We start from the raw sequence: 25,610 nt of genomic DNA, 5'->3' as shown, positions 1-25,610 counted from the left end.
GGGAGCCGAGCGCCCTTCCTACACTGGCCGCATGAGCACCGCCCCCGCCCTGCCCCCGCTGCCCGGCGCGCCGGGCGGTCCCGCCCTGCCGAGCGTCGAGGAGCTGCTGGCCGACGCCGTCGCGGTCGCCCTGCCGATGCGCGTGCGGTTCCGCGGCACGGACCTCCGTCACGCTCTGCTGCTGCGCGGCCCGGCGGGCTGGGCCGAGTTCTCCCCGTTCCCGGAGTACGGTCCGCACGAGTGCGCCGCGTGGCTGGCCGCCGCGATCGAGGCCGGCTGGCAGGGCTGGCCCGGCCCGGTCCGCCAGACCGTCCCCGTCAACGCCACCGTGCCCGCGGTGGCCGCGGACGACGTCGAGGCCGTCCTGGCCCGCTACGGCGACGGCATCACCGCGGTCAAGGTCAAGGTGGCCGAGCACGGACCCGAGGGCGGTCTCGTCCCCGGCGGCCGCGAGGCCGACCTGGCCCGCGTGCGGCGGGTGCGCGCGCTGCTGCCCCACGCGCAGGTCCGCGTCGACGCCAACGCCGGCTGGACGCCCGCCGAGGCCGTCGACGTGCTCACCGCGCTGGCCGACGTCGGCCTCGAGTACGCGGAGCAGCCCGTGCCCGGCATCACCGCCCTCGCGGAGGTCCGCGCGGAGCTGCGCGCCCGGGGCGTCCCCACCCCGATCGCCGCGGACGAGGCGGTCCGCAAGGCCGAGGACCCGCTCGCCGTCGCGGCCGCCGGGGCCGCGGACCTGATCGTGGTGAAGGTCCAGCCGCTCGGGGGCGTGCGCCGCGCCGCGGCGATCGTGGCGGCCGCGGGGCTGCCCGCGGTGGTCTCCTCCGCGCTGGACACCTCCGTGGGCATCGCCGGCGGCGCCGCGCTCGCCGCCTGCCTGCCGTCCCTGCCGCACGCGTGCGGGCTCGGCACCGCGGCCCTCTTCGAGCACGACGTCGTCGCCCCGGCCTGGCGCCCGCGCGCGGGGGCCCTCCCGGCACCGGGGGAGCGGGCACCCGCCCCCGACCCGGAGCTGCTCGACCGCATCCGGGCGGACGGGACGCGGCAGGCGTGGTGGGCCGACCGCCTGCGCGCGGCCCACGCGGTGCTGGCCGCGCAGGGCTGACGAGCCCGCCCGGTCCCCGTCGACGCGGGGCATGTGAGCCGGATTACAGCATGTCGACGGGGCGAAATCCGGCGGCCGGGAAGAGTTCAACTCGCGGCCACCTGGGCGTGGCTCGCCGCTCGGAGCGAGGGGCCAAGGTGATGGCGGCCCCGGCCGGTCTCACCCCGGGGTCGTCTCCGGCCCGGCACCGGACCCCGGACCATCCCCACGACGCGAAGGACCCCGTCATGCTGAAGCGCCTCCTCCCCATGGCCGGCCACACCCGTGGCAACCGCTCCGCCGTCACGTGCGAGCTCAAGTGCGGCAACGCGTGCGCCCACCCGGTGCCCAACACCTCGGCGAACCCGACCTTCCAGCAGATCGCGGAGACCGCCATCTCGCGCCGCTCCGCCCTGGTCGGCGGCACCGGTCTCGCCGCCGCCGTCGTCATCGGCTCCCAGGTGGCCCAGGCCCCCGAGGCGCTCGCGGACAACGGCCGGCGCCCGACCGGCGGCGGCAAGCTCCCCTTCGAGCCCATCGCGCCGGTGAGCCGCACCGTGGACACCATGACCGTGCCGGAGGGCTACGACTGGGGCACCGTGATCCGCTGGGGCGACCCGCTGTTCGCCGACTCCCCGGAGTTCGACATCGAGCACCAGACCGGTGCGTCGCAGGCCGCCCAGTTCGGCTACAACAACGACTACCTGAACATCATCACCGACGGCGGCAACGACCGCTCCGGCTACCTCGTCTCCAACCACGAGTACACCAACGAGAACATCATGTTCTCCCCGGAGTACATCGCCTCGAACTTCGAGGACGTCGTCAACGTCGGCCTCCAGGCCCACGGCCTGTCCATCGTGGACCTCAAGCGCGCCAAGCGCGGCGCCCCGTGGGAGTACGTCCGCGGCGGCCGCCGCAACCGCCGCATCACCGGCACCACCGAGTTCGAGGTCCGCGGCCCGGCCGCCGGCCACGCGCTGCTCAAGACCGTCGAGGACCCGACCGGCACCCGCGTGCTGGGCACCCTGAACAACTGCGCCGGCGGCACCACCCCGTGGGGCACCGTGCTCTCCGGCGAGGAGAACTTCAACCAGTACTTCAAGGGCCGCGGCACGGCCGAGGAGAAGCGCTACGGCATCTCCGCCGCCGCCACCAGCCGCGGCTGGGAGAAGGTCCACGACCGCTTCGACCTGACCAAGCCCGGCTACGAGAACGAGGCCAACCGCTTCGGCTGGGTCGTCGAGATCGACCCCGAGGACCCGACCTCCACGCCCGTGAAGCACACCCTCCTGGGCCGCTTCAAGCACGAGGCCGGCACCGCCGTGATCTCCCCGTCCGGCCACGCCGTGGTCTACTCCGGCGACGACGAGCGCCACGACTACCTGTACAAGTTCGTCTCCGCCGAGAAGGTCCGCGAGGGCGACAAGAAGCACAACATGCGCCTGATGGACAAGGGCACCCTCTACGTGGCCAAGTTCTCCGGCGACTCCCCGGCCGCCCAGATCGACGGCAGGGGCACCCTGCCCTCGGACGGCGCCTTCGACGGCTCCGGCGAGTGGATCGCCCTGGCCGACGAGAAGACGTCCTTCGTCCCGGGCATGTCCCTGGCCGAGGTCCTCGTCTACACCCGCCTCGCGGCAGACAAGATGGGCGCCACCAAGATGGACCGCCCGGAGGACGTCGAGACCAACCCGGTCACCGGCAAGGTCTACGCGGCCCTGACCAACAACACCAAGCGCACCGCCGTGGACGAGGCCAACCCGGTCATCGGCAACCGCGACGGCCACGTCATCGAGATCACCGAGCGGGGCGGGGATCACACCTCCACCACCTTCACCTGGGTCATCCTGCTGCTCGCCGGCGACCCGGCGGTCTCCTCCTCGGCCTACTTCGCCGGCTACCCGAAGGAGAAGGTCTCCCCGATCTCCTGCCCGGACAACCTGGCGTTCGACTCCGAGGGCAACCTCTGGATCTCCACCGACGGCCAGCCCGGCACCATCGGCTACGCCGACGCGCTGCACAAGGTCACCCTCGACGGCGCCGAGCGCGGCCGCGTCCAGCAGTTCCTCGCCGTCCCCCGCGACGCCGAGACCTGCGGCCCCGTGATCCACGACCGCGACAACTCCGTGTTCGTCAACGTCCAGCACCCGGGCGAGGACGGCACCTGGGGCGCGCACACCTCCTCCTTCCCGGACTTCCTGAGCCCGACCGGCCCGGTCCAGGTGGGCGACAAGGTCGCGGCCCCGCGTCCGTGCGTCGTCCAGGTGTTCAACGCCACCGGGAACAACGGCATCGGCAAGGGCGCCGGCAAGGAGAAGGGCAACAAGGGCAAGGGCAACGGCAACGGCAACGGCAAGGGCAACGGCAAGGGCAACGGCAACGGCAAGGGCCCGAAGGGCTGACCCCCGCCTCCGCGAGGACCCTCGACGAGGCCGTCACGGCCGGCGCCACCGCGTCACCGTGGCGGCCTCGCCGCGTCCGGGGCCCGTCCGCGCCCGGGCCTAGACTGGTGGCCACCATGACCTCCGTCGACTCCCTCTCCGTGGCGCGCGCCGTCGCCACCGCCCTGATCGACGCCGGCATGCGGGACGCGGTGGTCTGCCCCGGCTCCCGCTCCGCCCCGCTGGCCTACGCGCTCGCGGCCCTCGAGCGCGCCGGCGAGGTCCGCCTGCACGTGCGGGTGGACGAGCGCTCGGCCGGCTTCCTCGCCCACGGGCTCTCGCTGGCCTCGGGGCGCCCGGTGGGCGTGCTGACCACCTCGGGCACCGCCGTCGGGAACCTGCTGCCCGCCCTGATGGAGTCCATCCACGCCGGCACGCGCGTGATCGCGCTGACCGCGGATCGTCCGCCCGAGCTGCACGGCACCGGCGCGAACCAGACCACGGACCAGAGGGGCGTGTTCGGCACGCACGTCCGCCATGCCGCCTCCCTCGGCTGCGACGCCGCCGACGGCGTGGATGCCGAGCAGCATCTGCGCCACGTGCGGGCCACCGTGCGCCGGGCCCTGCTGGCGGCCGAGGGGGTCGTCGCCGAGGCCGGTTCCGACGACGGCGCGCCCGGTCCGGTGACGATGGCAGAGGCCCCGGCCGGGCCGGTCCACCTGAACCTGCACTTCCGCGACCCGCTCGTGCCGAGTCCTGAGGAGGCGGCCGCCATGGGCGCCGCCGCGGCGCCGCACACCCCTGCTCCGGCCGTCGCCCCGACCGGCGCGAGCCCGGCCGCCGCCGCGTCGGCCTACCGGGCGCCCGGGGCGGTGCTCTCGGGGCTGCCCGAGCTGGACGTCGCCCGCCTGGACCAGCGGCGCACCGTCGTGCTGGCCTGCCACGGCGCCGGCCCCGTGGCCGCGGCCTTCGCGCTGTCCCTGGGCCTGCCCCTGCTGGCCGAGCCGTCGTCGAACGCGCGGTTCTCCGCCAACGCCATCGCCGCCTATCCGCTCCTGCTGGGCGCGGCCGGCGGGCGCGACGCGGACGCACACCCCCTTGCCGCCCGCATCGAACGGGTCGTGCTGTTCGGCCGGCCCACGCTCACCCGGACGGTCAACGCCCTGCTGGCCCGCCCCGACGTCGCCACGGCCCTGCACGCCCCCGAGCCCGCACCATGGTTCGAGCCGGGCCGGCGCCGGGAGACGCCCGTGGAGACCCTCGAGGAGCTCGCCGCCTTCGCCGGGCAGGGCGAGCCCGGCTGGCTCGCCGCGTGGCAGCACGCCTCGATGCGCGCCCAGGCCGCCGTGGAGGACGCGCTCGTCACCACCGACGCCGGCGACCGGCTCAGCCCGCAGACGGTGGCGCACGTGAGCGCCGCCATGGTCCGGGGTCCGCTCGTGCTGGGCTCGTCCTCGGTGATCCGGGACGTGGACCTGACCTGGCGGCCCCCCTCGGCGCCGGACGCGGAGGTGTACGCCAACCGCGGGCTCGCCGGGATCGACGGGACCGTCTCCACGGCCGCGGGCGTCGCACTGGCGCGCGGACGGCGGACCGTGGCCCTGCTCGGCGACCTCACCGCCCTGCACGAGGCGGGCGGCCTGCTCGTGGGCCCCACCGAGACCGAGCCGGACCTCGACCTCGTGGTCGTCAACGACGACGGCGGGGCGATCTTCGCGAGCCTCGAACACGGGGCCGTGGCCGAGGCGCCCGGCATGGCGGACCCCGTCGAACGGCTCTTCGGCACCCCGCACGGCGTGGACCTGGCCGCCCTGGCCGCCGCGTACGGCCTCCCGCACACGCGGGTCACCGACCGCGTCGACCTCGTCCGGGCCCTGTCCGACCCGGTGCGCGGCCGGCGTCTGCTCGAGGTCCGCTGCGACCGCGCCGACCGCCCGCGCGTCGCCGCCGCCCTGGCCGCGGCGGTGCGCGCCACGTTCCCGCCCGCGTGCCCCGTCCCGGACCCCGCGCCGGACGCCGGCCCGGCCCCCGCCCCGCCCACCGCCGAGCTCGCCGCCGAGGAGGCCCCCCAGTGACCGGCACGCCGACGTCGCCCGCGCCCGCCTCGACCCCCGCCGTCGTGCGCCGTGCCGACGTGCTGATCTCCGGCTGCGGCCCCGCCGGCGCCACCGCCGCCGCCCACCTCGCCGCGGCGGGGCTGGACGTGGTGGTGCTCGAGAAGACCGCGCACCCGCGTGAGAAGGTCTGCGGCGACGGCCTGACCCCGCAGGCGGTCCGGGAGCTGCAGCTGCTCGGCGTGCCCCACCGGGGTGAGCCCGGCGACGACGGCGGCTGGCGCGTCATCCGCGGCCTGCGGCTGCGCGCGGGCGAGCGCAGCGTGGACGTGCCGTGGGCGCCCACCCAGACGTGGCCGGACTACGCGCTCACGCGCACCCGACGCGATTTCGACGCCCTCCTGGCGGACCTGGCGCGCACCCGCGGCGCCGAGGTCCGCGAGCGGCACGCCGTCACCGGCGTCGTGCGGGACGAGGCCGGACGCGTGGTCGGGCTGGACGCGGAGCTGATCGCGCCGAACGGCCGCAAGACCGGGGAGACCGCCCGCTTCACCGCACCGATCGTGCTCGCGTGCGACGGCGTCTCCGCCCGCGCCGCCGTCTCCGCGGGCCTGCACCGCCGCGAGGACCGGCCCATGGGAGTGGCCGTGCGGGCCTACTACACCGCCGGCGCCGCCGTCGACGGGGCGATCCCCGCCCCGCCCGGCGACCGGGGGGAGTGGATGGAGTCCTGGCTGCGCCTGCCGGATGCCGAGGGCAACCCGCTGCCCGGCTACGGCTGGCTGTTCCCGCTCGCGGACGGCACCGTGAACGTGGGCCTGGGCATCCTGGACACCTCCCCGCAGTTCGGGAAGCTGGACTACCGCGGGCTGCTGAAGTCCTGGACCGGGGCGCTCACCGCGGACTGGGGGATCGCCGAGCAGACGCGCACCTCGCGGATCCTCGGCGCGGCCCTGCCGATGGCGTTCAACCGCACCCCGCAGCACGTGCCGGGCATGCTCCTGGTGGGCGACGCGGCCGGCATGGTGTCCCCGTTCAACGGCGAGGGCATCGGGTTCGCGATGGAGGCGGCCCGCCTCGCCGCGGAGCTGGCGGTGCAGGCGCACGCGGCCGGGACCGACGGCGCCGCGGACGCGATCCTGTCCCGTTACCCGGTGATCACCCAGCACCTGTGGGGCCGCCACTTCGCCCTCGGCGCCCGGTTCGCCCGCCTGATCGGCGATCCGCGCGTGATGAAGGCGGCGCTGGGCGCCGGGATGGCCGCACCCCCGCTGCTGCGGGCCGCGGTGAAGGTCATGGGCAACACGGTGGACGCGCGGGGCGGCGACGCCGTCGACCGGGCCGTCCGCGTGCTCGAGGCGCTCACCCCCGCGCTGACGACCGCGGGCGGCGCGCCGTTGGGTAGGCTTGCCCGGTGACCACCGCAGACCCCGGCTTCGCCCTGCCCTCCGGCTTCGAACCCCTCGCCGAGCATGGCCGTGTCCTGGAGGTCGTGCTGACCGCGCTCGAGCAGGTCGAGGAGCAGCTGGACAGCGCCCTCGGCTTCGACGACCTCTTCTCCGACACCGCCGCCCACCACCTGCTGGCCGCCGGCGGCAAGCGGGTCCGTCCGGTCCTGACGGTGCTCGCCTCCCTCCTGGGCGACCCCGCCCTGGCCTCCGGCGAGGTCGCCGACGTGGACGCGCCCGCCCGCCAGGCCGCCGTCGTGATGGAGCTGACGCACCTGGCCACGCTGTACCACGACGACGTGATGGACGAGGCCCCCGTGCGCCGCGGCGCCCCCGCCGCCCACCGACTGTGGGGAAACTCGGCGGCGATCCTGGCCGGCGACCTGATCTTCGCCCGCGCCTCCCAGCTCATGGCCGAGCTCGGCCCGCGGCCCGTGCAGATCCAGGCGGACACCTTCGAACGCCTCGTGCAGGGCCAGCTGTGGGAGACTCGCGGCCCGGCCGAGGGCGCGGATCCGATCGAGCACTACTACGCGGTGCTCTCCGGCAAGACCGGCTCGCTGATCGCCGCGGCCGGCATGCTCGGCGCGCTGCTGGGCGGGGCCGACGAGGCCGCCGTCCAGGTGATGCGCGCATACGGCGAGAAGGTGGGCCTGGCCTTCCAGCTCGCCGACGACCTGATCGACCTCACCGGCAACGCCGAGCGGATCGGCAAGGTCCCCGGCACGGACCTGCGCGAGCGCGTGCCCACCCTGACCACGCTGCTGCTGGCCCGCGCCGCGCAGGGCGAAGGGCCGGAGGCCGAGGACGCCCGCCGGGTGCGCGCGCTCGTGGACGGGCCGCTCGACACCGACGAGCAGCTGGCCGCCGCCGTCGCCGCGCTCACGGGCCACCCCGCCATCGACGAGGCGTGGGCGATCACCCGCGGCTGGGCGGAGCAGGCCAAGCAGGCGCTCGACCCGTTGCCGGACTCCGCCGTGAAGGCGGCGCTCGAGGCGTTCGCCGACTACGTGGTCGGGCGCTCGGCCTGACGCCGCGGTCGGCGGCGTCGCCGCCTCGATCCGGGGAGGCCGCTCAGTCCAGGCGGGTCGGGGCGGGGTCCAGCGCGGCCGCGAGCTCCCGCGCCTTGCCGGCGCGGACCTCCGGGGCCACCGGGTGGCGCAGCTGCCGGTAGAGCATGTCCCCCTCGAAGCGGGGGAACACGTGCAGGTGGTAGTGCCACACGTGCTGGTTGCCGGCGGGCTCGTTGTGCTGGCGCGTGGAGACCCCGTCCGGGGCCCACGCGCGCTTCATGGCCAGCGCCACCTGCTGGGCCATCAGGGCGATGCGCTGCAGCACGCGCGGGGGCAGGTCGTAGAGGTTCTCGTAGTGCTCGGCCGGGCAGACCATGGCGTGGCCCTCGTGGTCGCCGAACCCGTCCACGGCGATCAGCACGATCAGGTCCTCGTCCTGGTAGACGGTGTCCCCGAGCTCGCAGCGGTTGCCCGGGTCGGAGACGTCGCCGGCCACGAGCCCGCAGAACGGGCAGACGTAGCCGTCCGGGGCGTGGGAGACCGGGGCGGGCGCGGTCACCGGTCCGGCCCCTCGTCGTCGTCCTCGGGGTCCTCGAAGGTCCACGCGAGCAGGTCCGTCAGGAACTCGCTGAAGGTGCCGCCCTCGTCCTGCCACTCGCCCTCGGGCGCGTCGGCACCGGCGGAGCGCCGCCACACCAGCGGGTCCGGCAACGCCAGGTTGTCCACCGGCAGGCCCCACACGACCGTCTCGTCCGCATCCTCCAGGAACATGAGGAAGCCGTCCCGCACCTCGAGGTCCTCGGGGTCCCACACGTAGTGGTCCGTCTCCACGAGGTCGCCGCAGTTGCCCAGGGCGAGGTAGAACTCGCGGAGAGCAGCCGGGATCATGAGCCCGGCGCCGAGCTGCTCCGCCGCGGGGGACTGGGCCAGCCGGGCGTCGACGTCGGCGGGGGCGAGGCCGTCGTCCTCGGCCCAGGCGTCGCCCAGCAGGTCCGGGACGAGCCGCTGGAAGGCCGGGAGGTACACGGGGGCGGGGGGCTTGGCGGGCATGCCGCCAGTCTAGGCGTGCGCGCCCTGCCCGGCCCGGACCGCCCGACGCTGCAGGCGGGAGGCGTTCAGCTGGTCCACGGTGAACACCGCCAGGGACAGCCAGATCAGCCCGAAGCCCGCCCAGCGGGCCGCGGGCATCTGCTCGCCGAGCACCGTGACCGCCACGAGGAACTGCAGGATGGGCGCCGTGTACTGCAGCATCCCGAGCGTGGTCAGCGTCAGGGAGCGGGCCGCCGCCGAGAACAGGATGAGCGGAACGGCGGTGAGCACGCCGAGCCCGGCCATGAGCCAGAAGTGGCCGGGCCCCTCGGTGACCGTGGTGAGCAGCCCGGCCTGCGCCAGCAGCACGCTGCCCACCACGAACACGGGGATCAGCACCACGGTCTCGGCGGTCATCGCGGTCACTGCGTGCACGGGGGAGGGGAAGCGCTTCTTCACGAAGCCGTAGAGCCCGAACGAGGTGGCCAGCCCGAGCGCGATCCACGGCACCTGCCCCATCGCCGCGGACATGACGACGACGGCGGCCACCGCGATCCCGACGGCCACCCACTGGCCCCGCCGCAGCCGCTCCCCGAGGAAGAGCACGCCGAGCAGGACGTTCACCAGCGGGTTCATGAAGTAGCCCAGCGAGGCCTGGAGCACGTTGCCCGTGGTGACCGAGACCGCGTACAGCAGCCAGTTCACCGCGATGATCCCGGCGGCCAGACCCGTGGTGCCCCAGCGGCCGGGCGTGGCCAGTGCCGTCCCCAGCTCGCCCAGGCGGCGCATGAGGCCGAGCAGCACGAGGCAGAAGATCAGGGCGAACCCGATGCGCACCACCACGATCTCCAGGGCCCCGGCAGGTGCGAGCACCGCCATGTAGAGCGGCAGCAGGCCCCACACGAAGTAGGCGGTGAAGCCGAGGGCCAGCCCACGCGGGTCATCGGCCGGGGCGGGGGAGACGGTGGGCAGGGCGCCGGTGTCGGGGGCGGCGCCGTCGGGGGTCACGCCGGGCCGGACAGCGGGGGAGGAGGGGCTCACGCGGACCACTGTACGGTCCGGGTGAGCACTCTCACCCAGGTTCCTCCCGGTCACGGCGGTAGACTGGGGGGTCGATCCCGCGCGCCGGTGCCGGGCCTTGCCCCGCGCTCCGCCGGCGTGCCCCGCCGTCGTCGAAAAGGACCCACCCACCGTGACCGTTCGCCCTGACCGCCCGTTGCGCATCGCCATCATCGGTGCCGGACCCGCCGGGGTGTACACGGCGGACATCCTGACCAAGGAGGAACGGGACTTCCGTGTCAGCATCGACCTGTTCGACCGGTACCCGGCCCCGTTCGGTCTGATCCGCTACGGGGTGGCCCCGGACCATCCGCGTATCAAGGGCATCGTCACCGCGCTGCACAAGGTCATGGACCGCGGGGACATCCGTTTCCTGGGGAACGTGGACTACGGCACGGACCTGAGCCTGGCGGATCTGCGTCGGCACTATGACGCGATCGTGTTCTCCACCGGGGCCGTGCGCGACGCGGCCCTGGATGTGCCGGGGGTGGAGTTGGCCGGCTCGTTCGGTGGCGCGGATTTCGCGTCCTGGTATGACGGGCACCCGGATGTGCCGCGGCATTGGCCGTTGGAGGCCACGCAGGTGGCGGTGATCGGCAACGGGAACGTGGCCCTGGATGTGGCCCGGATCCTGTCCAAGCATGCCGAGGACCTGTTGCCCACCGAGATCCCGGACAACGTGTACCGGGACCTGGCCGCCTCCCCGGTCACGGATGTGCATGTGTTCGGTCGGCGTGGGCCGGCGCAGGTGAAGTTCACCCCGTTGGAGCTGCGGGAGCTGGCGCATTCCCGGGATGTGGACATCGTGCTGTACGAGGAGGACTTCGACTTCGATGAGGCCTCGGAGAAGGCGATCGAGGAGAACAACCAGGTCCGCACGATGGTGGGGACGCTGACGAACTGGCTGATGGAGCAGGAGGACCGTCAGCAGAGTGCCTCGCGTCGGCTGCACCTGCATTTCCTGCAGGCTCCGGAGCAGTTCCTGGACGAGGACGGGGACGGCCGGGTGGACGGTCTGCGGATGCGTCGGATGGAGTTGGACGGTTCCGGTGGGGTCCGTCCGACGGGGGAGACCGTGGACTATCCGGTGCAGGCGGTCTACCGGGCCGTGGGGTATTTCGGGTCGCCCGTGGAGGGGGTGGAGTTCGATGAGGTGCGTGGGGTGATCCCGAACGCGGAGGGTCGGGTGCTGGACGCGGACGGCGCCCCGGTGCCGGGTCTGTACGCCTCCGGCTGGATCAAGCGCGGCCCCGTGGGCCTGATCGGGCACACCAAGGGTGACTCCCTGGAGACGATCAAGCATCTGATCGAGGACGAGCCGGGGCTGTGGACGGCCCAGGAGCCCTCCGAGGAGTCGGTGATCGAGCTGCTCGAGTCCCGTGAGGTCCCGTACACCACGTGGGCCGGTTGGCATGCTCTGGATGAGCATGAGAAGTCCCTGGGCGTGCAGGCCACGGAGGCCGGGCCGGTGGCGCGGGAGCGGGTGAAGGTCGTGGACCGGGAGGAGATGACCCGCATCTCCCGCGACGGGGCCTCCATCCCGTCCGTCTGATCCGGGGCGGGCCCTGGCCGCCCCGGCGCTAGGCTTCCGGGGTGGCCCGCCTCCTCGTCGACATCACCCCGCTGCGGGTCTCACCCGCCTACCGGCGGCTGTGGCTCGGCAACACGCTCGCGTACGTGGGCACGCAGCTCACGCTCGTGGCGGTGTCCCTCGAGGTGTTCGCCCTGACCGGCTCCTCGTTCGCGGTGGGCCTGCTCGGCCTCGCCGCGCTCGTGCCGCTCGTGGTCGCGGGCCTGTACGGCGGCGCGATCGCGGACCGGCACGACCGCCGCCGCGTCGCACTGACCTCGTCGGCCGTCATGTGGCTGACCACGGTCGGCATCGCCGCGCAGGCCTGGGCCGGGCTCGAGTCGGTGCCGGTGCTGTACGCCCTCGTGGCCCTGCACTCCGGCGCGTCCGGCATCAACCAGCCCACCCGCGGCGCGATCATCCCCGCGCTCGTGGGCCTGCCGCTCGTGCCGGCGGCGAACGCGCTGAACATGATGACGTTCTCCGTGGCCCTGATGGTCGGCCCCGTGCTGGGCGGCGTGCTCGTGGCGGCGGTCGGCTACGCGTGGACCTACTCGATCGACGTCGTCACCTTCCTCGCCGCCCTGTACGCCGTGTGGCGGCTGCCGTCCCTGCCGCCTCAGCGGGCCGAGGCCGCGGCCGCCTCGGGGCCGCGCGGGGGCCTGGCCTCGGTGGTCGAGGGCCTGCGCTTCCTCGGCTCGCGACCGAACCTGCGGATGACCTTCCTCGCGGACATCGTGGCCATGACGACGGCGTTCCCGCGCGCCCTGCTGCCCGCCATCGGCGCCATGGTGCTCGGCGGCGGTGAGGCCGCCGTCGGCGTGCTGCTGGCCGCGATGGCGGCGGGCGCGTTCCTCGCGGGACTGTTCTCCGCGCCGTTCACACGCCTGCATGCGCAGGGCTGGGGCGTGTACGTCTCGATCCTCGTGTGGGGCGCGGCGGTGGCCGCGTTCGGCGGCGTGGTGTGGTGGGCGCAGTCCCTGCCCGACGGCGATCCCCGCCTCACGCTCGCGTTCGCCCTCGCCGCGCTGTGCATGGCGGTGGGCGGGGCCGCGGACTCGCTCTCCGGCGTCTTCCGCGGCTCGATCCTGCAGTCCGCGACCCCGGACCACCTGCGCGGCCGGCTGCAGGGCGTGTTCGTCGTCGTGGTGGCGGGCGGGCCGCGCCTGGGCGAGCTGATCACCGGCGGCGCGTCCGTGGGCCTGGGGGAGGGGCCGACTCTGCTGGCCGGCGGTGTGCTGTGCATGCTCGGCGTGAGCGCGCTGATGCGGTGGCAGCCCGGCTTCCTGCGCTACGACGCACGGAACCCCACGCCCTGAGCGGGCGCGGGGTTCCATGGCGGGAGGCTGCGAGCCCGCGACCGCGAGGAGCGCCGAGGAGCGCCGAGCCAGACGTTTCTGCCCGTGAGCCAGATGATTCTGCTGCAGATCGGGCCGCGAAACCGCCGAAACGTCTGGCTCGCGGCAGCCTGAGCCGCCGTCCACGGGAGCCACCACGACGACGGCGGCCGGCGGGTCAGCGGTCGCGGTCGGCCTGGAGCGTGGCCGGCACCGCGCCGCCCAGGCGCGTCCAGTGGCGGACGAGGTCCTCGTCCGGGGCCGCCTGGAGCGTCTCGCGGGCCGCCTCCTCCGCCTTCTTGATGCGGCGCTCCAGATCCTGGTCCGCGCCCTCGTAGGCGGCCGCGTGCCGGTGGGAGCGCAGCGATCCGACGTCCTCCGTGCGACGCTCCACCACCGCGAGCTGCTCGGCGATCGCGTCCTGGTTGGCGCGCTGGGCCTTCAGGTTCGCGGGGGCGAGCACCTGGGCCACGAACCCGTGGTCGAGGAGGAGGCCGCGCGGGGCGGCGATGCCGTGACGCAGCGCGAGGTCCACATGGTCCTCGAAGGTCAGGAGCATGGCGGCCTTGGTGAACTTCAGGTCGTCGACCGGGCGGCCGTCCACGCGGGCCCGGGCCCGCGCCCGGCCGATCGTGGTGTCGGCGGACCACACGGCCCCGCGAGGGTCGATCAGGTACAGCATGGGGACTCCTGGTGGGCTCGGAGGGGAGACGGCGTGCGGATCAGCGGAAGTTCACGAACTGCAGGTCCGCGTCCTCGAAGTCCTTGAGCATCGCGATGACCGACTGCAGGTCGTCGCGGGACTTGGAGGACACGCGCAGCTCGTCCCCCTGGATCTGGGCCTTGACGGACTTGGGGCCCTCGTCGCGGATCAGCTTGGTGATCTTCTTCGCGGTGGGCTGGTCGATGCCCTCCTTCATGGTCGCCTCGATGCGGTACTCCTTGCCGGAGGCGAACGGGGCGCCGGCGTCGAGGGACTTGAGGGAGATGCCGCGCTTGACGAGCTTGGACTCGAACACGTCCTTGACGGCCTTGACGCGCTCCTCGGAGGAGGCCTTCATGAGGATCTTCTCGCCGGAGAAGTCGATCTCGGCGCCGACGCCCTTGAAGTCGTAGCGCTGGGCGATCTCCTTCTGCGCCTGGTTCAGGGCGTTGGACACCTCCTGGCTGTCCACCTTGCTGACGACGTCGAACGTGGAATCGCTGGCCACGGGTGCTCTCCTTCAGGGTCTGCGGACGGGGCGCGCCCGTCGTCGACGGCCACTGCGGGGCCGCGCGGAGCGCTCTGCGGGCCAGCCTACCGGGGACGACGGACGCGGTCCCGGGCCGATTGGCGGCGTGGCGCGGAGATGCTGTACAGTGGACTCTCGCCCGACCGGTGCGGTCGTCCTCGAGACGTCCGGCAGCCGCCGGGTGGCACGGCAGATTTCCCGAGCGGCCAAAGGGGGCTGACTGTAAATCAGCTGGCACTGCCTTCACTGGTTCGAATCCAGTATCTGCCACCGGAACGAAGACCCCGGGACCGTACGGTCCCGGGGTCTTCTGCCGTCCGGGGCCGTGGCACACCCCGCGTCCCCGCCCCGGGAGGTGGCGGCCTCCCGCCAGGCGACGTAGCCTGCCTGTGGTCCGTGTCACACCCGATGCCCTCCGCGGTCCGGCGGCGGCACGGCCGTGCATCGTGACGCCGTGCGGCGTCGCCCGACCGTCCGCGAGGAGCGCCCGATGACCGAGTCCACCGCCCCCGAGTCCTTCACCCAGGGACCGACCGACGTCGAGCTGCTCGAGCAGACCCTGGCCCAGAACCTCGACGACACCGCCCGCCGGTTCGCCGACCGCGCTGCCCTCCTGGAGTGTGGACCGGACGGGGACCCTGCCACCGGACGCACCTGGACCTACGGGCAGCTGCGGGAGGAGTCCGTGACGGTGGCCAAGGCGCTCATGGCTGCGGGCTACGAGGCGGGGGACCGGATCGGGATGTGGAGCCCCAACGTCGCCGAGTGGGTCTCGCTGCTCTACGGCGCGGCACGCGCCGGCGTCATCCTCGTGAACCTCAACCCGGCGTACCGCGCCCACGAGCTGACGTACGTGGTCGAGCAGTGCGACATGCGCGGGCTGGTGGTGGCCTGCGCGGACGCACGCATGGACCCGCCCGCCACCGCGCGGGCCGTGGCCCGTGAGTCGGCGCCGCACCTGCGGCAGCTGATCATGCTGCCGGCCGGGAGCGGCGAGGACGCCTACGCCCACGTGCAGGACGGTGACGTGGCCGGCCGGCACGCCGCCGATCCCGTGGCCGAGGGCACGTGGGCCGCCTTCCTGGCCGGGGCCGCGCGGGTCTCGGACGAGGACCTGGCCGCGCGCGAGGCCGCCACCCGGCCGGCGGACCCCGTGAACCTGCAGTACACCTCGGGCACCACCGGCTTCCCCAAGGGCGTCACGCTGACGCATCGCAACGTGCTGAACAACGGCTTCCACATCGGCGAGCTGCTGGGCTACACGGAGGAGGACACCGTGGTGATCCCGGTGCCGTTCTTCCACTGCTTCGGCATGGTGATCGGCGTGATCGCCACCGTCTCCCATGGCTCGCTCGCCGTCATCCCGGCGCGCAGCTTCGAGCCGGTCTCGGCGCTGCGGGCCGTGGCCGCCACCGGCGCGACGAGCCTGTACGGCGTGCCGGCGATGTTCATCGCCATGCTCGCCCGGCCCGAGGCGGACGAGCTGGACCTGACGACGCTGCGCACCGGCGTGATGGCCGGCTCCACGTGCCCCGTCGAGGTGATGAAGAAGGTCATCGACCGGTTCCACATGTCCGAGGTCGCCATCTGCTACGGCATGACGGAGACCGCGCCCGTGTCCACCATGACCCGCCGCGACGACTCCCTGGAGGTGCGCACCCAGACCGTCGGCCGCACCATGCCCCACGTGGAGACGAAGATCGTGGACCCCGCCACCGGTGAGGTCGTCCCGCGCGGGGCCACGGGCGAGCTGTGCACCCGCGGCTACTCCGTGATGCTCGGCTACTGGGACGCCCCCGAGAAGACCGCCGAGGTGCTGGACGCCGACGGCTGGATGCACTCCGGCGACCTCGCCTCCATGGACGAGGACGGCTCCGTGCGCATCGAGGGCCGCATCAAGGACCTCGTGATCCGCGGCGGCGAGAACATCTCCCCGCGCGAGGTGGAGGAGTTCCTCTACACCCACCCGGACATCCAGGACGTCCAGGTGGTGGGCGTGCCGGACGAGAAGTACGGCGAGCAGCTCATGGCCTGCGTGATCATGAAGGACGGCGTCGAGCCGCTCACCGTGGACGCCGTCCGCGAGTTCGCCACGGGCCGGATCGCGCACTTCAAGATCCCGGCCTACGTCCGCGTGCTCGACGCCTTCCCCATGACCGTCTCCGGCAAGGTCCGCAAGGTCGAGCTGCGCGAAGAGGGCGCGAAGGTCGTCCAGGCCCAGGCCCAGGCCCACGCCCAGGGTGCGGGCTGACGACGACCGTCACCCTCAGGCGGCGGGCAGCGGGAACACGTCCCAGATGGTGCAGACCGCCTCGGGGGCGGCGCCCAGGATCGTGGCACGGTACGTGGTCGACCACGCCCGCGGGTCGGCGTCGCGCAGGCGCCACGTGCCGTCCGCGAGCACCGCGTCCACGAACGCGGAGGTGTCGGCGGGGCTGCCGTCCTCGTGGACCAGGGGGCCGCGACGCAGGGCTTCACCCAGGTCGCCCGCTCGGCCGACGGCGTAGAGCGCGGTCTCGTCCGTGTCCAGCACGAGGCCGCAGTCCTCCTCGAAGGCGGTGATCCAGGCCATCGCGTGCCGCATGGCCTCGTCCGGGTCGGGGTGGCGGGTCACGATGAGCACGGAGCCGCGCTCGCCCGGACGCAGGGAGCCGGGCGTGCCGGGGCCGTGCGGGTCGGGTTCGCGCGGGGCGGCGGCGGTGTGCGGGCGGGGCTCGAAGGCGGTGGTCATGGCGGTCTCCTCCCGGGTGGGGACTCATCAGGGTCCCGGCGGCGCCGCACCGGTCGGAGCGGCATCGCCCACGCTAGGAACCCGGGGCGGGCGGCCGGCCGGACCCGGCCGGGGCTGGGGAGGACACGCCGGGAGCAGCGGCCTGTGCAGGAGCGGAGGGGTCGCGCGGACGCGCCGGCACGGCCTCGGCCGGCCCGGCGTCGCGTCAGTGGGCGCGGTGGTCGGCCGGGGCGAGCTTGGGCCCGAACGCCTGCTTGCGCTCTCCGGAGAGCCCGATCATCCGCACCACCCGCTGCCGGTGCCCGGCCCATGGCGCGAGCAGGCGGAGCATCCCGGCGTCGTCGGTCCGGCGTCCCGTGAGGACCTGCCCCACGTACTGCGCCAGGTGGTAGTCGCCCACGGAGACGAGGTCCGCCGCCCCGTGGCTGCGCTGCAGCGCCTCGGCCGTGGTCCACGGCCCGATCCCGGGCACCGACTCCAGGCGCCGGGCCAGCGCGGCCACCCCGGCCGTGTCCCCGGGGGCGACCGCGTCGCCGAGCCGGTCGATGCTCGCGGCCCGCCGGGCGACCTCCAGCATGGTCCGCGACTGGGAGGGCTGCACCCAGGCCCGCGCATGCCAGTCCCACGAGGGGATCCGCAGGACGGCGGCCGGGGTCGGCGGCGGCAGCATCCCCGGCGGCACCGGGCCGGGGGCGGGCCCGTCGTCGTCGATCCGGGCGGCCAGCCGCACGAGGGTGCGCCAGCCGTGCCGCGCCTGGTCGTGGGTGACCTTCTGCTCGAGCACGGCGGTGAGCAGCTGCCGGGACAGCGCGCCCGCCGCTGGCAGCCGCAGCCCGGCCCGCATCCGCCGCGCCTCGCGCACGTGCGGCGGCAGCGCGGGCGCGCCGGAGTCCGGCCGCAGCAGGGCGTCGAAGGCGTCCCAGCCGTCGTCGTGCAGGCCGAGCAGGCGTTCCACGCCGGCGACGGCGGCGCTCGCGCCCGCGCCCCACGCGCGGGCCGTCACCGCGGTGCCGCCCCCTGCGGCCTCCCGGACGCCGGAGACCAGCAACGACGTCGGCCGGCCCGGGCCGCCCGACGCCACGTCCGGGGCGGGGGAGCGCAGAGTGAGCCAGACGCCCTGCGGTGTGGCGCGGACCGTGGGGTCGGCCGCACCGCGCTGCAGGGGGCGCAGGGTGAGCGCGACGTCCACGGGGACGGGCACGCGCACGCGGCGCTCGGCGTCCGGGGCGGTCATGCCCGCACCGTACACCCGGGCCCGGACAGGACGACGTCGGCCGTGACGGCGCGCACGCCGGGCGTTGCCCCGCGTGTCCGGAGCCCTCCTTCGGCGTCCGGCCCCTGGCGTAGCGTGGGGTGCGTGAGTGAAAAGACCCCCGCGCCCACCCCTGCGCAGCCCATGCAGTACGCCGAGAACGTCCTCGAGCTGATCGGGCACACCCCGCTCGTGAAGCTGCACTCCGTGACGGAGGGCATCGAGGCCACCGTCCTGGTGAAGGTCGAGTACCTGAACCCCGGCGGCTCCGTGAAGGACCGCATCGCGCTGAAGATGATCGAGGAGGCCGAGCGCGAGGGCCTGCTCGGCCCGGGCGGCACCGTCGTGGAGCCCACCTCGGGCAACACGGGCGTGGGGCTGGCCCTGGTCTCGCAGCTCAAGGGCTACCGCACCGTGTTCGTCACCCCGGACAAGGTGGGTCAGGAGAAGCGGGACGTGCTCAGCGCGTACGGCGCCGAGCTCGTCGTCACGCCCACCGCCGTGGACCCGACGTCCGAGGAGTCCTACTACGGGGTCGCCGACCGCCTCGTGCGGGAGATCCCCGGGGCCTATCAGCCCAACCAGTTCTTCAACCCCGCCGCCCCGGCCTCCCACTACGAGACCACCGGCCCCGAGATCTGGGAGGACACGGCCGGCCGCGTCACCCACGTCGTGATGGGCGCCGGCACGGGCGGCACCATCACGGGCACCGGCCGCTACCTCAAGGAGGTCTCGGCGGACCGCCCGTCCGGTCCGGTCCGCGTGATCGGCGCGGACCCCAGCGGCTCGGTGTACTCCGGCGGCGCCGGCCGGCCCTACTTCGTCGAGGGTGTCGGCGAGGACATGTGGGTGGACAACTACGACCCCGCGGTCCCGGACGAGGTCATCGCCGTCGAGGACGCCGAGGCCCTGGCCATGACCCGCCGCCTCGCCGCCGAGGAGGGCCTGCTCGTGGGCGGCTCCTCCGGTCTGGCCGTCGTCGCCGGCCTGCGCGCCGCCCGCGAGCTCGGCCCGGAGGACGTCATGGTGATCGTGCTGCCCGACTCGGGCCGCGGCTACCTCGCCAAGATCTTCAACGACCCGTGGATGGACGAGCGCGGCTTCGACTACGACGTCCGCGAGACCGTGCTGCCGGCGTGGGCGCGCGGGCGCACCCGCTCGGCGGTCCCGCAGATGGACGACGACGGCGCCACGGGGGCCGCCGGCGGGGCCGGCACGCCCGTCGAGGTGCTCGAGCACGCCGACGCCGAGCCGGCGACCCGCGCGGGCGCCCCCGCCGAGGCCGACCGCTGGTCCGCGACGGCGGGGGAGCTGCTGACCGAGAAGGCCGACCTGTTCCCGGGCTCCGTGCCCACCCTCGTCACCGCGGCCCCGACCACCTCGGTGGCGGACGCCGTGGCGACCATGAACCGGTACGGCGTCGACGCCCTGCCCGTGATCCTCGAGCCCCGGCACGACCTGCGGATCGGCGAGGTCCGCGGCACCGTCTCCTCCGCCGCGCTCGCGGACGCCCTCGCTGAGGGGCGGGCCACCGCGCAGACCCCCGTGGCCGACGTCATGGGCCCCGTGCTGCCCTGCCTGGGGGCGCGCACCCCGCTGCGCGCCGTGGCCCGGCGCCTCGCCCAGGACCCCGTGCTGCTGGTGCTCGAGGCCGGCCGCGTCCAGGGCGTCGTCACCCTGCACGACGTCCTCGCCCACGTCACCGCCTGAGGCCGGCCGCACCGGCCGCGCCCGCCCCACCCGACCCGATCTCTCCGAGGAGGCTCCCGAGATGACCGAGCAGAACGTCCACGAGGACCCGCACGCCACCACCCCCGACACCGGCGCCGAAGACGCCGCCGCCCACCCCCAGGGGGGAGGCTTCGGCACGCGCGCCGTGCACGCGGGCCAGCACCTGGACGAGGTGTTCGGCGCCGTCGTCCCGCCGATCCACCTCTCGAGCACCTACGCGCCCACGGCCGTCGGCGAGCTGCGGCGCGGCTACGACTACGGCCGCGGCACCAACCCCACCCGGGACGCGCTGCAGGAGCAGCTGGCCGCGCTCGAGGCCGGCGTCGACGAGTCCGGCGCCCCCCGGGCCACCGGCCTCACGTTCGCCTCCGGCCTGGCCGCGGAGACCGCGCTGATCATGGGCGCGGGCCGGCCGGGCATGACGATCGTGCTCGGCAACGACGTGTACGGCGGCTCCTACCGCCTCATCTCCCGCGTGCTCGCCCCGTGGGGCGTGGAGCACGTCGTCGTGGACATGGGGGACGCCGAGCAGGTCGCCGCCGCCGTCGAGCGCGCCGCCGCCGCGGGGCCGGTCATGGTGTGGCTGGAGACCCCGTCGAACCCGATGATGAAGATCTCCGACGTCGCCGCGGTCGCCGAGGCGGCCCACGCGCACGGCGCCCTGCTCGTGGTGGACAACACCTTCGCGACGCCGTACCTGCAGTCCCCGATCGCCCTCGGCGCGGACGTGGTGGTGCACTCCACCACGAAGTACATCGGCGGCCACTCGGACGTGATCGGCGGGGCGCTCGTGATCCCGGACGCCGCACTCGCCGAGCAGGTGAAGTTCCAGCAGTTCGCGGCGGGGGCCGTGAACGGGCCCATGGACGCGTACCTGACCACGCGCGGCCTCAAGACGCTCGGGGTGCGCATGGACCGTCACCAGGCCAACGCCCAGGCGGTCGCCGAGTGGCTCACCGGCCGCGCCGAGGTCTCCCAGGTGCTCTACCCGGGGCTGCCGGACCACCCCGGCCATGAGCTCGCGCAGCGGCAGATGCGCGGTTTCGGCGGCATGGTCTCGCTGCGCCTGTCCGGCGGCGCCGCGGCGGCCCGCCGCGTGGCCGAGTCGACCCGCCTGTTCCAGCTCGCCGAGTCCCTGGGCGGCATCGAGTCGCTGATGAACTACCCGGCGGAGATGACCCACGCCTCCGTGGCCGGCACCGAGCTGGCCGTGCCGGACGACCTGCTGCGCCTGTCGGTGGGCATCGAGGACGCCGAGGACCTCGTGGCGGACCTGGAGCGGGCTCTGGGCAGCCTCTGACCCGCCGACGTCCGCCAGAGGTCTAGCGCACGGGTGGGGAGCACGGGGCGGCGTAGTGTGACGGGCATGACCCTCACCGCCTTCGTCAACGCCCATGTCGTCCCCGTCGCCGCCGAGCCGTTCGACGGCGCCCTGCTCGTCGAGGACGGCCGGATCACCGCGCTCGGCCCCGACGTCGAGGCGCCCGACGGCGCCGAGGTGGTGGACTGCGAGGGGCGCTGGCTGCTGCCCGGCTTCGTGGATGCCCACGTCCACCTCGGCATGCACGCCGAGGGCGAGGTCGGTGCGACCGCGGACGTCAACGAGATGACGGACCCGGTGATGGCCGGGGTGCGGGCGATCGACGCCGTCGACCCGAACGAGCCGGGCTGGAAGGACGCCCTGGCCGGCGGGGTGACCACCGTGAACGTGAACCCCGGCTCGGGCAACCCGATCGGCGGCCAGGCGGTGGCGCTGCACACCCACGGACGCACCGTGGACGAGATGGTGCTGCGCAGTCCCTCGGGCGTGAAGTCCGCCCTCGGCGAGAACCCCAAGAACGTCTACAAGGAGAAGGGCCGCACCCCGTCCACGCGGCTGGGCACCGCCCTCGTGATCCGCGAGGCGTTCCTGCGGGCGCAGGGCTACATGGCCCGCCGCGCGGAGGCCGAGCGCGAGGACAAGCCCTTCACCCGCGACCCCCACCTCGACGCCCTCGCCCTCGTCCTGGAGCGCACGATCCCCTGGCGCCAGCACTGCCACCGCACCGACGACGTCGCCACCGCCCTGCGCCTGGCCGACGAGTTCGGCTACGACCTCGTCCTGGACCACGGCACCGAGGCGCACCCGCTGGCCGACCAGCTCGCGGCCCGCGGCGTGCCGGTGCTGATCGGCCCGCTGTTCACCACCAAGTCCAAGCCGGAGCTGCGGGGCCGCTCGATGCGCAACCCGGTCCGTCTGGCGCGGGCCGGCGTCGAGATCAGCATCATCACCGACCACCCGGTGGTGCCCATCGACTTCCTCGTCTACCAGGCGGCGCTGTCGGTGAAGGAGGGCCTGGACCGGGAGACCGCCCTGCGCGCCATCACCCTGCATCCCGCGCGCGTGCTGGGGCTGGACGACCGCATCGGCTCCCTCGAGGTGGGCAAGGATGCCGACCTGGTGCTCTGGTCCGGCGACCCGCTCGATGTCATGCAGCGGGCCCTGCGCGTGTGGATCGGCGGCCGTCAGGTCATGGAGTACGACCTCGCCACGGCCCGGCCCGTCGTCGCCTCCGCCCGTCCCGTGGAGGACTGAGCGGCGCCGCCGCCCGGCGGCGGGGGCGGGACGCGCGGGCTCAGCGCCGCACGCGCGAGCGCACGGGCGGCAGCCAGACGAGCGCGGCGCCCAGGAGCATCACGACGGCGAGGATGATCAGCAGGCCGTTGGCCCGCAGGAACGCGGGGGCGGCCAGCAGGACGGCGATGAACGTCAGGGTCCCGATCGCCGAACGACGGCGGCGCAGCAGACCGATCCAGCCCCACAGGGACGCCGCGGCCAGCAGGGCGACGGCGGTGCCCATCGTGAACTGCCCCGTCGCGCCGCCCAGCACGCCCACCGACTCCATGCCGGTGAGCGGATCGATGACGGGCTCGCCGCTGTCCTGTGCGCGGGCCCCGTTCCAGAGGAACGCGCCCGCGATGCCGATCAGCACCACGGTGACCGCGAGCCAGTAGAGGCGCGCGACCTTCAGGAGCGGGTGGACGAGGCCGGCGTCGGACTCGGCCGCGTCCCGCGCGACCAGGTCGCGCTCGCGGTCCGCGCGGCGCCGTTCCAGGCGCTCCTCGTCCTCGGCGGTGAGGCGGGCGCGCTCGGCGCGCAGCCGTGCGTCGTCGGCCCGCTGATTCTCCCGGAAGGACTGGGCGGCGCGGCCGGCGGCCCGGCCGAGCCCGCGGGCGAGGGGGCGGTCTTCGCTGTTCTGGGGCACCTGCCGAGCCTATCGCCCCGGCCGGTGAGCGACCGGGGTGTCCGAGGGCGCAGCCCGGCCCGGGATCCGGTGGCGTAGACTGGGCGGACCGGATCCGGTCTCTCCCCCTGTGATGAATGAGCGTGGACGCGTGTGCCACGCCGGACTGCAGATGTCTGTGCAGATGTGTGTGCGGGTCACGAACGTCGTGGCCCTCGGGGGCTGCCGGGTGGACGGAATCATCTGACCCAGCTGGCCCCTGCGCCCCACGACGTCGACCCGCGACCGACGTCCTCCGGCGTGCGCCCGCGCATCCCCACAGGAGGACCCATGTCCGACATCCTCGATCCCCAGACCACCGCCGAGGTCGCCCCCGAGCTCGCCGAGGCGGAGCAGGAGGCCACCGGGACCGTCCCGCAGGTCGACGCCGCCGAGCCCGCCGCCCCCGAGGCTCCCGCCGAGCCGGCCGGCCCCACCTTCCTGGACCTCGGCCTGGATGCCCGCGTCCTGGCCGCCGTCGAGGACCTGGGCTACACCGCGCCCTCGCCCATCCAGGAGGCGACCATCCCCCTGCTGCTCGCGGGCCGCGACGTCGTGGGCCTGGCCCAGACCGGCACCGGCAAGACCGGCGCGTTCGCGCTGCCGGCGCTCTCCCGCCTGGCGGAGGCCTCGGACGTCAACGGGCGCGCCAACGCCCCGCAGATCCTCGCCCTGGCCCCCACGCGCGAGCTCGCGCTCCAGCTCGCCGAGGCCTTCGACGCGTACGCCAAGCATCTCGGCGACGTGTCCGTGCTGGCCGTCTACGGCGGCTCGCCCTACGGCCCCCAGCTCTCCGCGCTGCGCCGCGGCGCCCAGGTCGTCGTCGGCACGCCGGGCCGCGTGATCGACCACCTCGAGCGCGGCTCGCTGGACCTCTCCGACCTGCAGACCCTCGTGCTGGACGAGGCGGACGAGATGCTGCGCATGGGCTTCGCGGAGGAGGTGGACCGCATCCTCGCCTCCACCCCGGACACGAAGCAGACCGCGCTGTTCTCCGCCACCATGCCCCCGGCCATCCGCCGCATCTCCGCCCAGTACCTGAACGCCCCGGAGGAGGTGGCCGTCGCCCGTCAGTCGACGACGTCCGCCACGATCCGCCAGCGCTACCTGCAGGTGGGTCACCAGTGGAAGTTCGAGGCCCTGAGCCGGATCCTCGAGACCGAGGAGCACGACGGCGTCATCGCCTTCGTGCGCACCCGTGCCGGCACCGAGGAGCTCGCCCAGAAGCTCACGCGCGCCGGGTTCAAGGCCGTGGCCATCTCCGGCGACATCGCCCAGAAGCAGCGCGAGAAGACCGTCGAGGACCTGAAGGCCGGCCGCGTGGACATCCTCGTGGCCACCGACGTCGCCGCCCGCGGCCTGGACGTCGAGCGCATCTCGCACGTGGTCAACTACGACATCCCGCAGGACGCCGAGTCCTACGTGCACCGCATCGGCCGCACCGGCCGCGCCGGCCGACAGGGCGACGCCGTGCTCTTCATGACCCCGCGTGAGCGCTTCCTGCTCAAGCAGATCGAGCGGACCACCCGCCAGCAGGTCGAGGAGATGGCCGTGCCCTCCGTCGCCGACGTCAACGCGGCCCGCAAGCGCCGCTTCGCCGACGGCATCACCCGCACCCTCGAGCGCGCCTCGGAGGAGGAGCTGGCGGTGTTCGGCGAGATCGTCGCCGCGTACGTCGACGAGCACGAGGTCGAGCCGGCGCGTGTGGCCGTCGCGCTGGGCATGATGGCCCAGGGCGGCCGCCCGCTGCTGGCCCGCGAACAGGAGATCCCGTCCGGCGGCGGCCGGGGCCGCAAGGACCGCGACGGCGGTCGCGAGGGTGGGCGCGACGGCGGCCGTGAGCGCGGCGCGAGCGACGGCCGCGGCTCGCGTGGCCCGGCCCGGGAGCCCGCGGCCGGCAACGCGACGTACTGGATCGCCGTCGGCCACCAGGACCGTGTGCGGCCGGGCAACATCGTGGGCGCGCTGGCGAACGAGGTGGGCCTGCCCGCCTCGGCCATCGGCGCGATCGACCTGCGCGGCAACCACTCGCTCGTCGAGTTGCCGGCGGACCTGACCGCGGCCCAGCTCGAGGCCGCGGCCAACGCGGAGATCAACGGCCGTCGCCTCGGCCTGCGCAAGGACACCGGTCGCCCGACCCGCGCCGAGCGCGACGGCGAGGACCGCGGTGAGCGCCGCGGCGGCTTCCGCAAGGACCGCGGCGAGCGCGGCGGCTTCCGCGGGGACCGCGACGGCGGCCAGCGCGGCGGGTACCGCAAGGACCGGGACGACCGCGGCTCCCGCGAGGATCGCGGCGGCTTCCGCAAGGACCGGGACGACCGCGGCTTCCGTGGCGACCGCGGGGGACGCCCCGGCGGCCGCAAGCCCCGCTGGGGCGCCCAGGAGCGCTCGGATCGGGGCGCCCGCCGCTGATCCGGCCGGGG

General features: G+C 74.5%; 20 protein-coding genes and 1 tRNA gene. 13 read left to right on the top strand and 8 right to left on the bottom strand.

Going from position 1 to position 25,610, the window contains the following annotated elements; translation table 11 throughout:
• Nucleotides 1-31: 31 nt before the first annotated feature.
• From AUV08_RS04135 to AUV08_RS04115, 5 genes are all read left to right on the top strand, one after another.
• Complete coding sequence (locus AUV08_RS04135) at nt 32-1,105, top strand: o-succinylbenzoate synthase (protein ID WP_036318002.1); 1,074 nt, start codon at nt 32-34, stop codon at nt 1,103-1,105.
• Between the two features lie 227 nt (nt 1,106-1,332).
• Nucleotides 1,333-3,489, top strand: coding sequence for a PhoX family phosphatase (locus AUV08_RS04130; RefSeq protein WP_170721456.1), 2,157 nt, complete (start codon nt 1,333-1,335; stop codon nt 3,487-3,489).
• A 116-nt stretch (nt 3,490-3,605) separates the two neighbouring features.
• Nucleotides 3,606-5,543 (top strand): 2-succinyl-5-enolpyruvyl-6-hydroxy-3-cyclohexene-1-carboxylic-acid synthase, encoded by a 1,938-nt coding sequence (gene menD / locus AUV08_RS04125; protein WP_041104939.1) that lies wholly within the window; start codon nt 3,606-3,608, stop codon nt 5,541-5,543.
• Nucleotides 5,540-6,940 carry a geranylgeranyl reductase family protein gene (locus AUV08_RS04120; RefSeq protein WP_036318070.1) on the top strand — a complete coding sequence of 467 codons (1,401 nt, stop codon included), beginning with the start codon at nt 5,540-5,542 and terminating at the stop codon, nt 6,938-6,940. The genes menD and AUV08_RS04120 overlap by 4 nt, the downstream gene beginning before the upstream one ends.
• Nucleotides 6,937-8,001 (top strand): polyprenyl synthetase family protein, encoded by a 1,065-nt coding sequence (locus AUV08_RS04115; RefSeq protein ID WP_041104941.1) that lies wholly within the window; start codon nt 6,937-6,939, stop codon nt 7,999-8,001. Before AUV08_RS04120 ends, AUV08_RS04115 begins: the two co-directional genes overlap by 4 nt.
• Nucleotides 8,002-8,044: 43 nt before the next feature.
• On the opposite strand, the gene AUV08_RS04110 is transcribed toward AUV08_RS04115, so the two are convergent.
• From AUV08_RS04110 to rarD, 3 genes are read right to left on the bottom strand one after another with little or no spacing between them, the layout of a single operon-like run.
• Entirely contained in the window at nt 8,045-8,542 is a 498-nt protein-coding gene (locus AUV08_RS04110) for an HIT family protein (RefSeq protein WP_041104943.1), read from the bottom strand.
• Nucleotides 8,539-9,033: a hypothetical protein gene (locus AUV08_RS04105; RefSeq protein WP_061867144.1), complete on the bottom strand. Its 495-nt coding sequence runs from the start codon at nt 9,031-9,033 to the stop codon at nt 8,539-8,541. Before AUV08_RS04105 ends, AUV08_RS04110 begins: the two co-directional genes overlap by 4 nt.
• 9 nt (nt 9,034-9,042) lie before the next feature.
• Nucleotides 9,043-10,062, bottom strand: a complete 1,020-nt coding sequence (rarD, locus tag AUV08_RS04100; RefSeq protein WP_061867143.1) for an EamA family transporter RarD — start codon at nt 10,060-10,062, stop codon at nt 9,043-9,045.
• Between the two features lie 142 nt (nt 10,063-10,204).
• On the opposite strand from rarD, the gene AUV08_RS04095 reads away from it, so the two are divergent.
• Together AUV08_RS04095 and AUV08_RS04090 are read left to right on the top strand one after the other, a co-directional pair.
• Nucleotides 10,205-11,623, top strand: a complete 1,419-nt coding sequence (locus AUV08_RS04095) for an FAD-dependent oxidoreductase (RefSeq protein ID WP_061867142.1) — start codon at nt 10,205-10,207, stop codon at nt 11,621-11,623.
• A gap of 41 nt (nt 11,624-11,664) precedes the next feature.
• Nucleotides 11,665-12,960 (top strand): MFS transporter, encoded by a 1,296-nt coding sequence (locus AUV08_RS04090; RefSeq protein WP_061867141.1) that lies wholly within the window; start codon nt 11,665-11,667, stop codon nt 12,958-12,960.
• Nucleotides 12,961-13,156: 196 nt separating this feature from the next.
• Here the strand turns inward: AUV08_RS04090 and AUV08_RS04085 are convergent, their stop codons facing one another.
• Both AUV08_RS04085 and AUV08_RS04080 read right to left on the bottom strand, forming a co-directional pair.
• On the bottom strand, nt 13,157-13,660 hold the full coding sequence (locus AUV08_RS04085; protein WP_036317679.1) for a hypothetical protein: 504 nt from the start codon (nt 13,658-13,660) through the stop codon (nt 13,157-13,159).
• Nucleotides 13,661-13,700: 40 nt separating this feature from the next.
• Nucleotides 13,701-14,189: a YajQ family cyclic di-GMP-binding protein gene (locus tag AUV08_RS04080; RefSeq protein WP_002856881.1), complete on the bottom strand. Its 489-nt coding sequence runs from the start codon at nt 14,187-14,189 to the stop codon at nt 13,701-13,703.
• A 209-nt stretch (nt 14,190-14,398) separates the two neighbouring features.
• On the opposite strand from AUV08_RS04080, the gene AUV08_RS04075 reads away from it, so the two are divergent.
• Nucleotides 14,399-14,480: transfer RNA gene (locus tag AUV08_RS04075), tRNA-Tyr, on the top strand.
• Between the two features lie 220 nt (nt 14,481-14,700).
• Entirely contained in the window at nt 14,701-16,461 is a 1,761-nt protein-coding gene (locus AUV08_RS04070) for an AMP-binding protein (protein ID WP_061867140.1), read from the top strand.
• 15 nt (nt 16,462-16,476) lie between these two features.
• Here the strand turns inward: AUV08_RS04070 and AUV08_RS04065 are convergent, their stop codons facing one another.
• Both AUV08_RS04065 and AUV08_RS04060 read right to left on the bottom strand, forming a co-directional pair.
• A complete protein-coding gene (locus tag AUV08_RS04065; RefSeq protein ID WP_041103583.1) occupies nt 16,477-16,941 on the bottom strand; it encodes a hypothetical protein in 465 nt (154 codons plus the stop codon).
• Nucleotides 16,942-17,146: 205 nt separating this feature from the next.
• Nucleotides 17,147-18,175, bottom strand: coding sequence for a DNA-3-methyladenine glycosylase (locus tag AUV08_RS04060; RefSeq protein ID WP_044659543.1), 1,029 nt, complete (start codon nt 18,173-18,175; stop codon nt 17,147-17,149).
• Nucleotides 18,176-18,337: 162 nt separating this feature from the next.
• On the opposite strand from AUV08_RS04060, the gene AUV08_RS04055 reads away from it, so the two are divergent.
• The 3 genes from AUV08_RS04055 (at nt 18,338) to AUV08_RS04045 (ending at nt 22,499) form a co-directional block, all read left to right on the top strand.
• Nucleotides 18,338-19,903 (top strand): pyridoxal-phosphate dependent enzyme, encoded by a 1,566-nt coding sequence (locus AUV08_RS04055; protein WP_036317690.1) that lies wholly within the window; start codon nt 18,338-18,340, stop codon nt 19,901-19,903.
• Between the two features lie 61 nt (nt 19,904-19,964).
• Nucleotides 19,965-21,224 carry a cystathionine gamma-synthase gene (locus tag AUV08_RS04050; protein ID WP_078025945.1) on the top strand — a complete coding sequence of 420 codons (1,260 nt, stop codon included), beginning with the start codon at nt 19,965-19,967 and terminating at the stop codon, nt 21,222-21,224.
• Nucleotides 21,225-21,290: 66 nt separating this feature from the next.
• Nucleotides 21,291-22,499 (top strand): amidohydrolase, encoded by a 1,209-nt coding sequence (locus AUV08_RS04045; RefSeq protein WP_061867139.1) that lies wholly within the window; start codon nt 21,291-21,293, stop codon nt 22,497-22,499.
• A 40-nt stretch (nt 22,500-22,539) separates the two neighbouring features.
• Here the strand turns inward: AUV08_RS04045 and AUV08_RS04040 are convergent, their stop codons facing one another.
• A complete protein-coding gene (locus tag AUV08_RS04040) occupies nt 22,540-23,169 on the bottom strand; it encodes a hypothetical protein (protein WP_060974118.1) in 630 nt (209 codons plus the stop codon).
• A 309-nt stretch (nt 23,170-23,478) separates the two neighbouring features.
• Here AUV08_RS04040 and AUV08_RS04035 point away from each other — a divergent pair, with 309 nt between their 5' ends.
• Nucleotides 23,479-25,599, top strand: a complete 2,121-nt coding sequence (locus AUV08_RS04035) for a DEAD/DEAH box helicase (protein WP_061867138.1) — start codon at nt 23,479-23,481, stop codon at nt 25,597-25,599.
• Nucleotides 25,600-25,610: the final 11 nt, after the last annotated feature.

The organism is Micrococcus sp. CH7, from assembly GCF_001595485.1.
Lineage (GTDB): Bacteria > Actinomycetota > Actinomycetes > Actinomycetales > Micrococcaceae > Micrococcus > Micrococcus luteus.
This window is presented reverse-complemented; position numbering and strand designations above follow the sequence as displayed.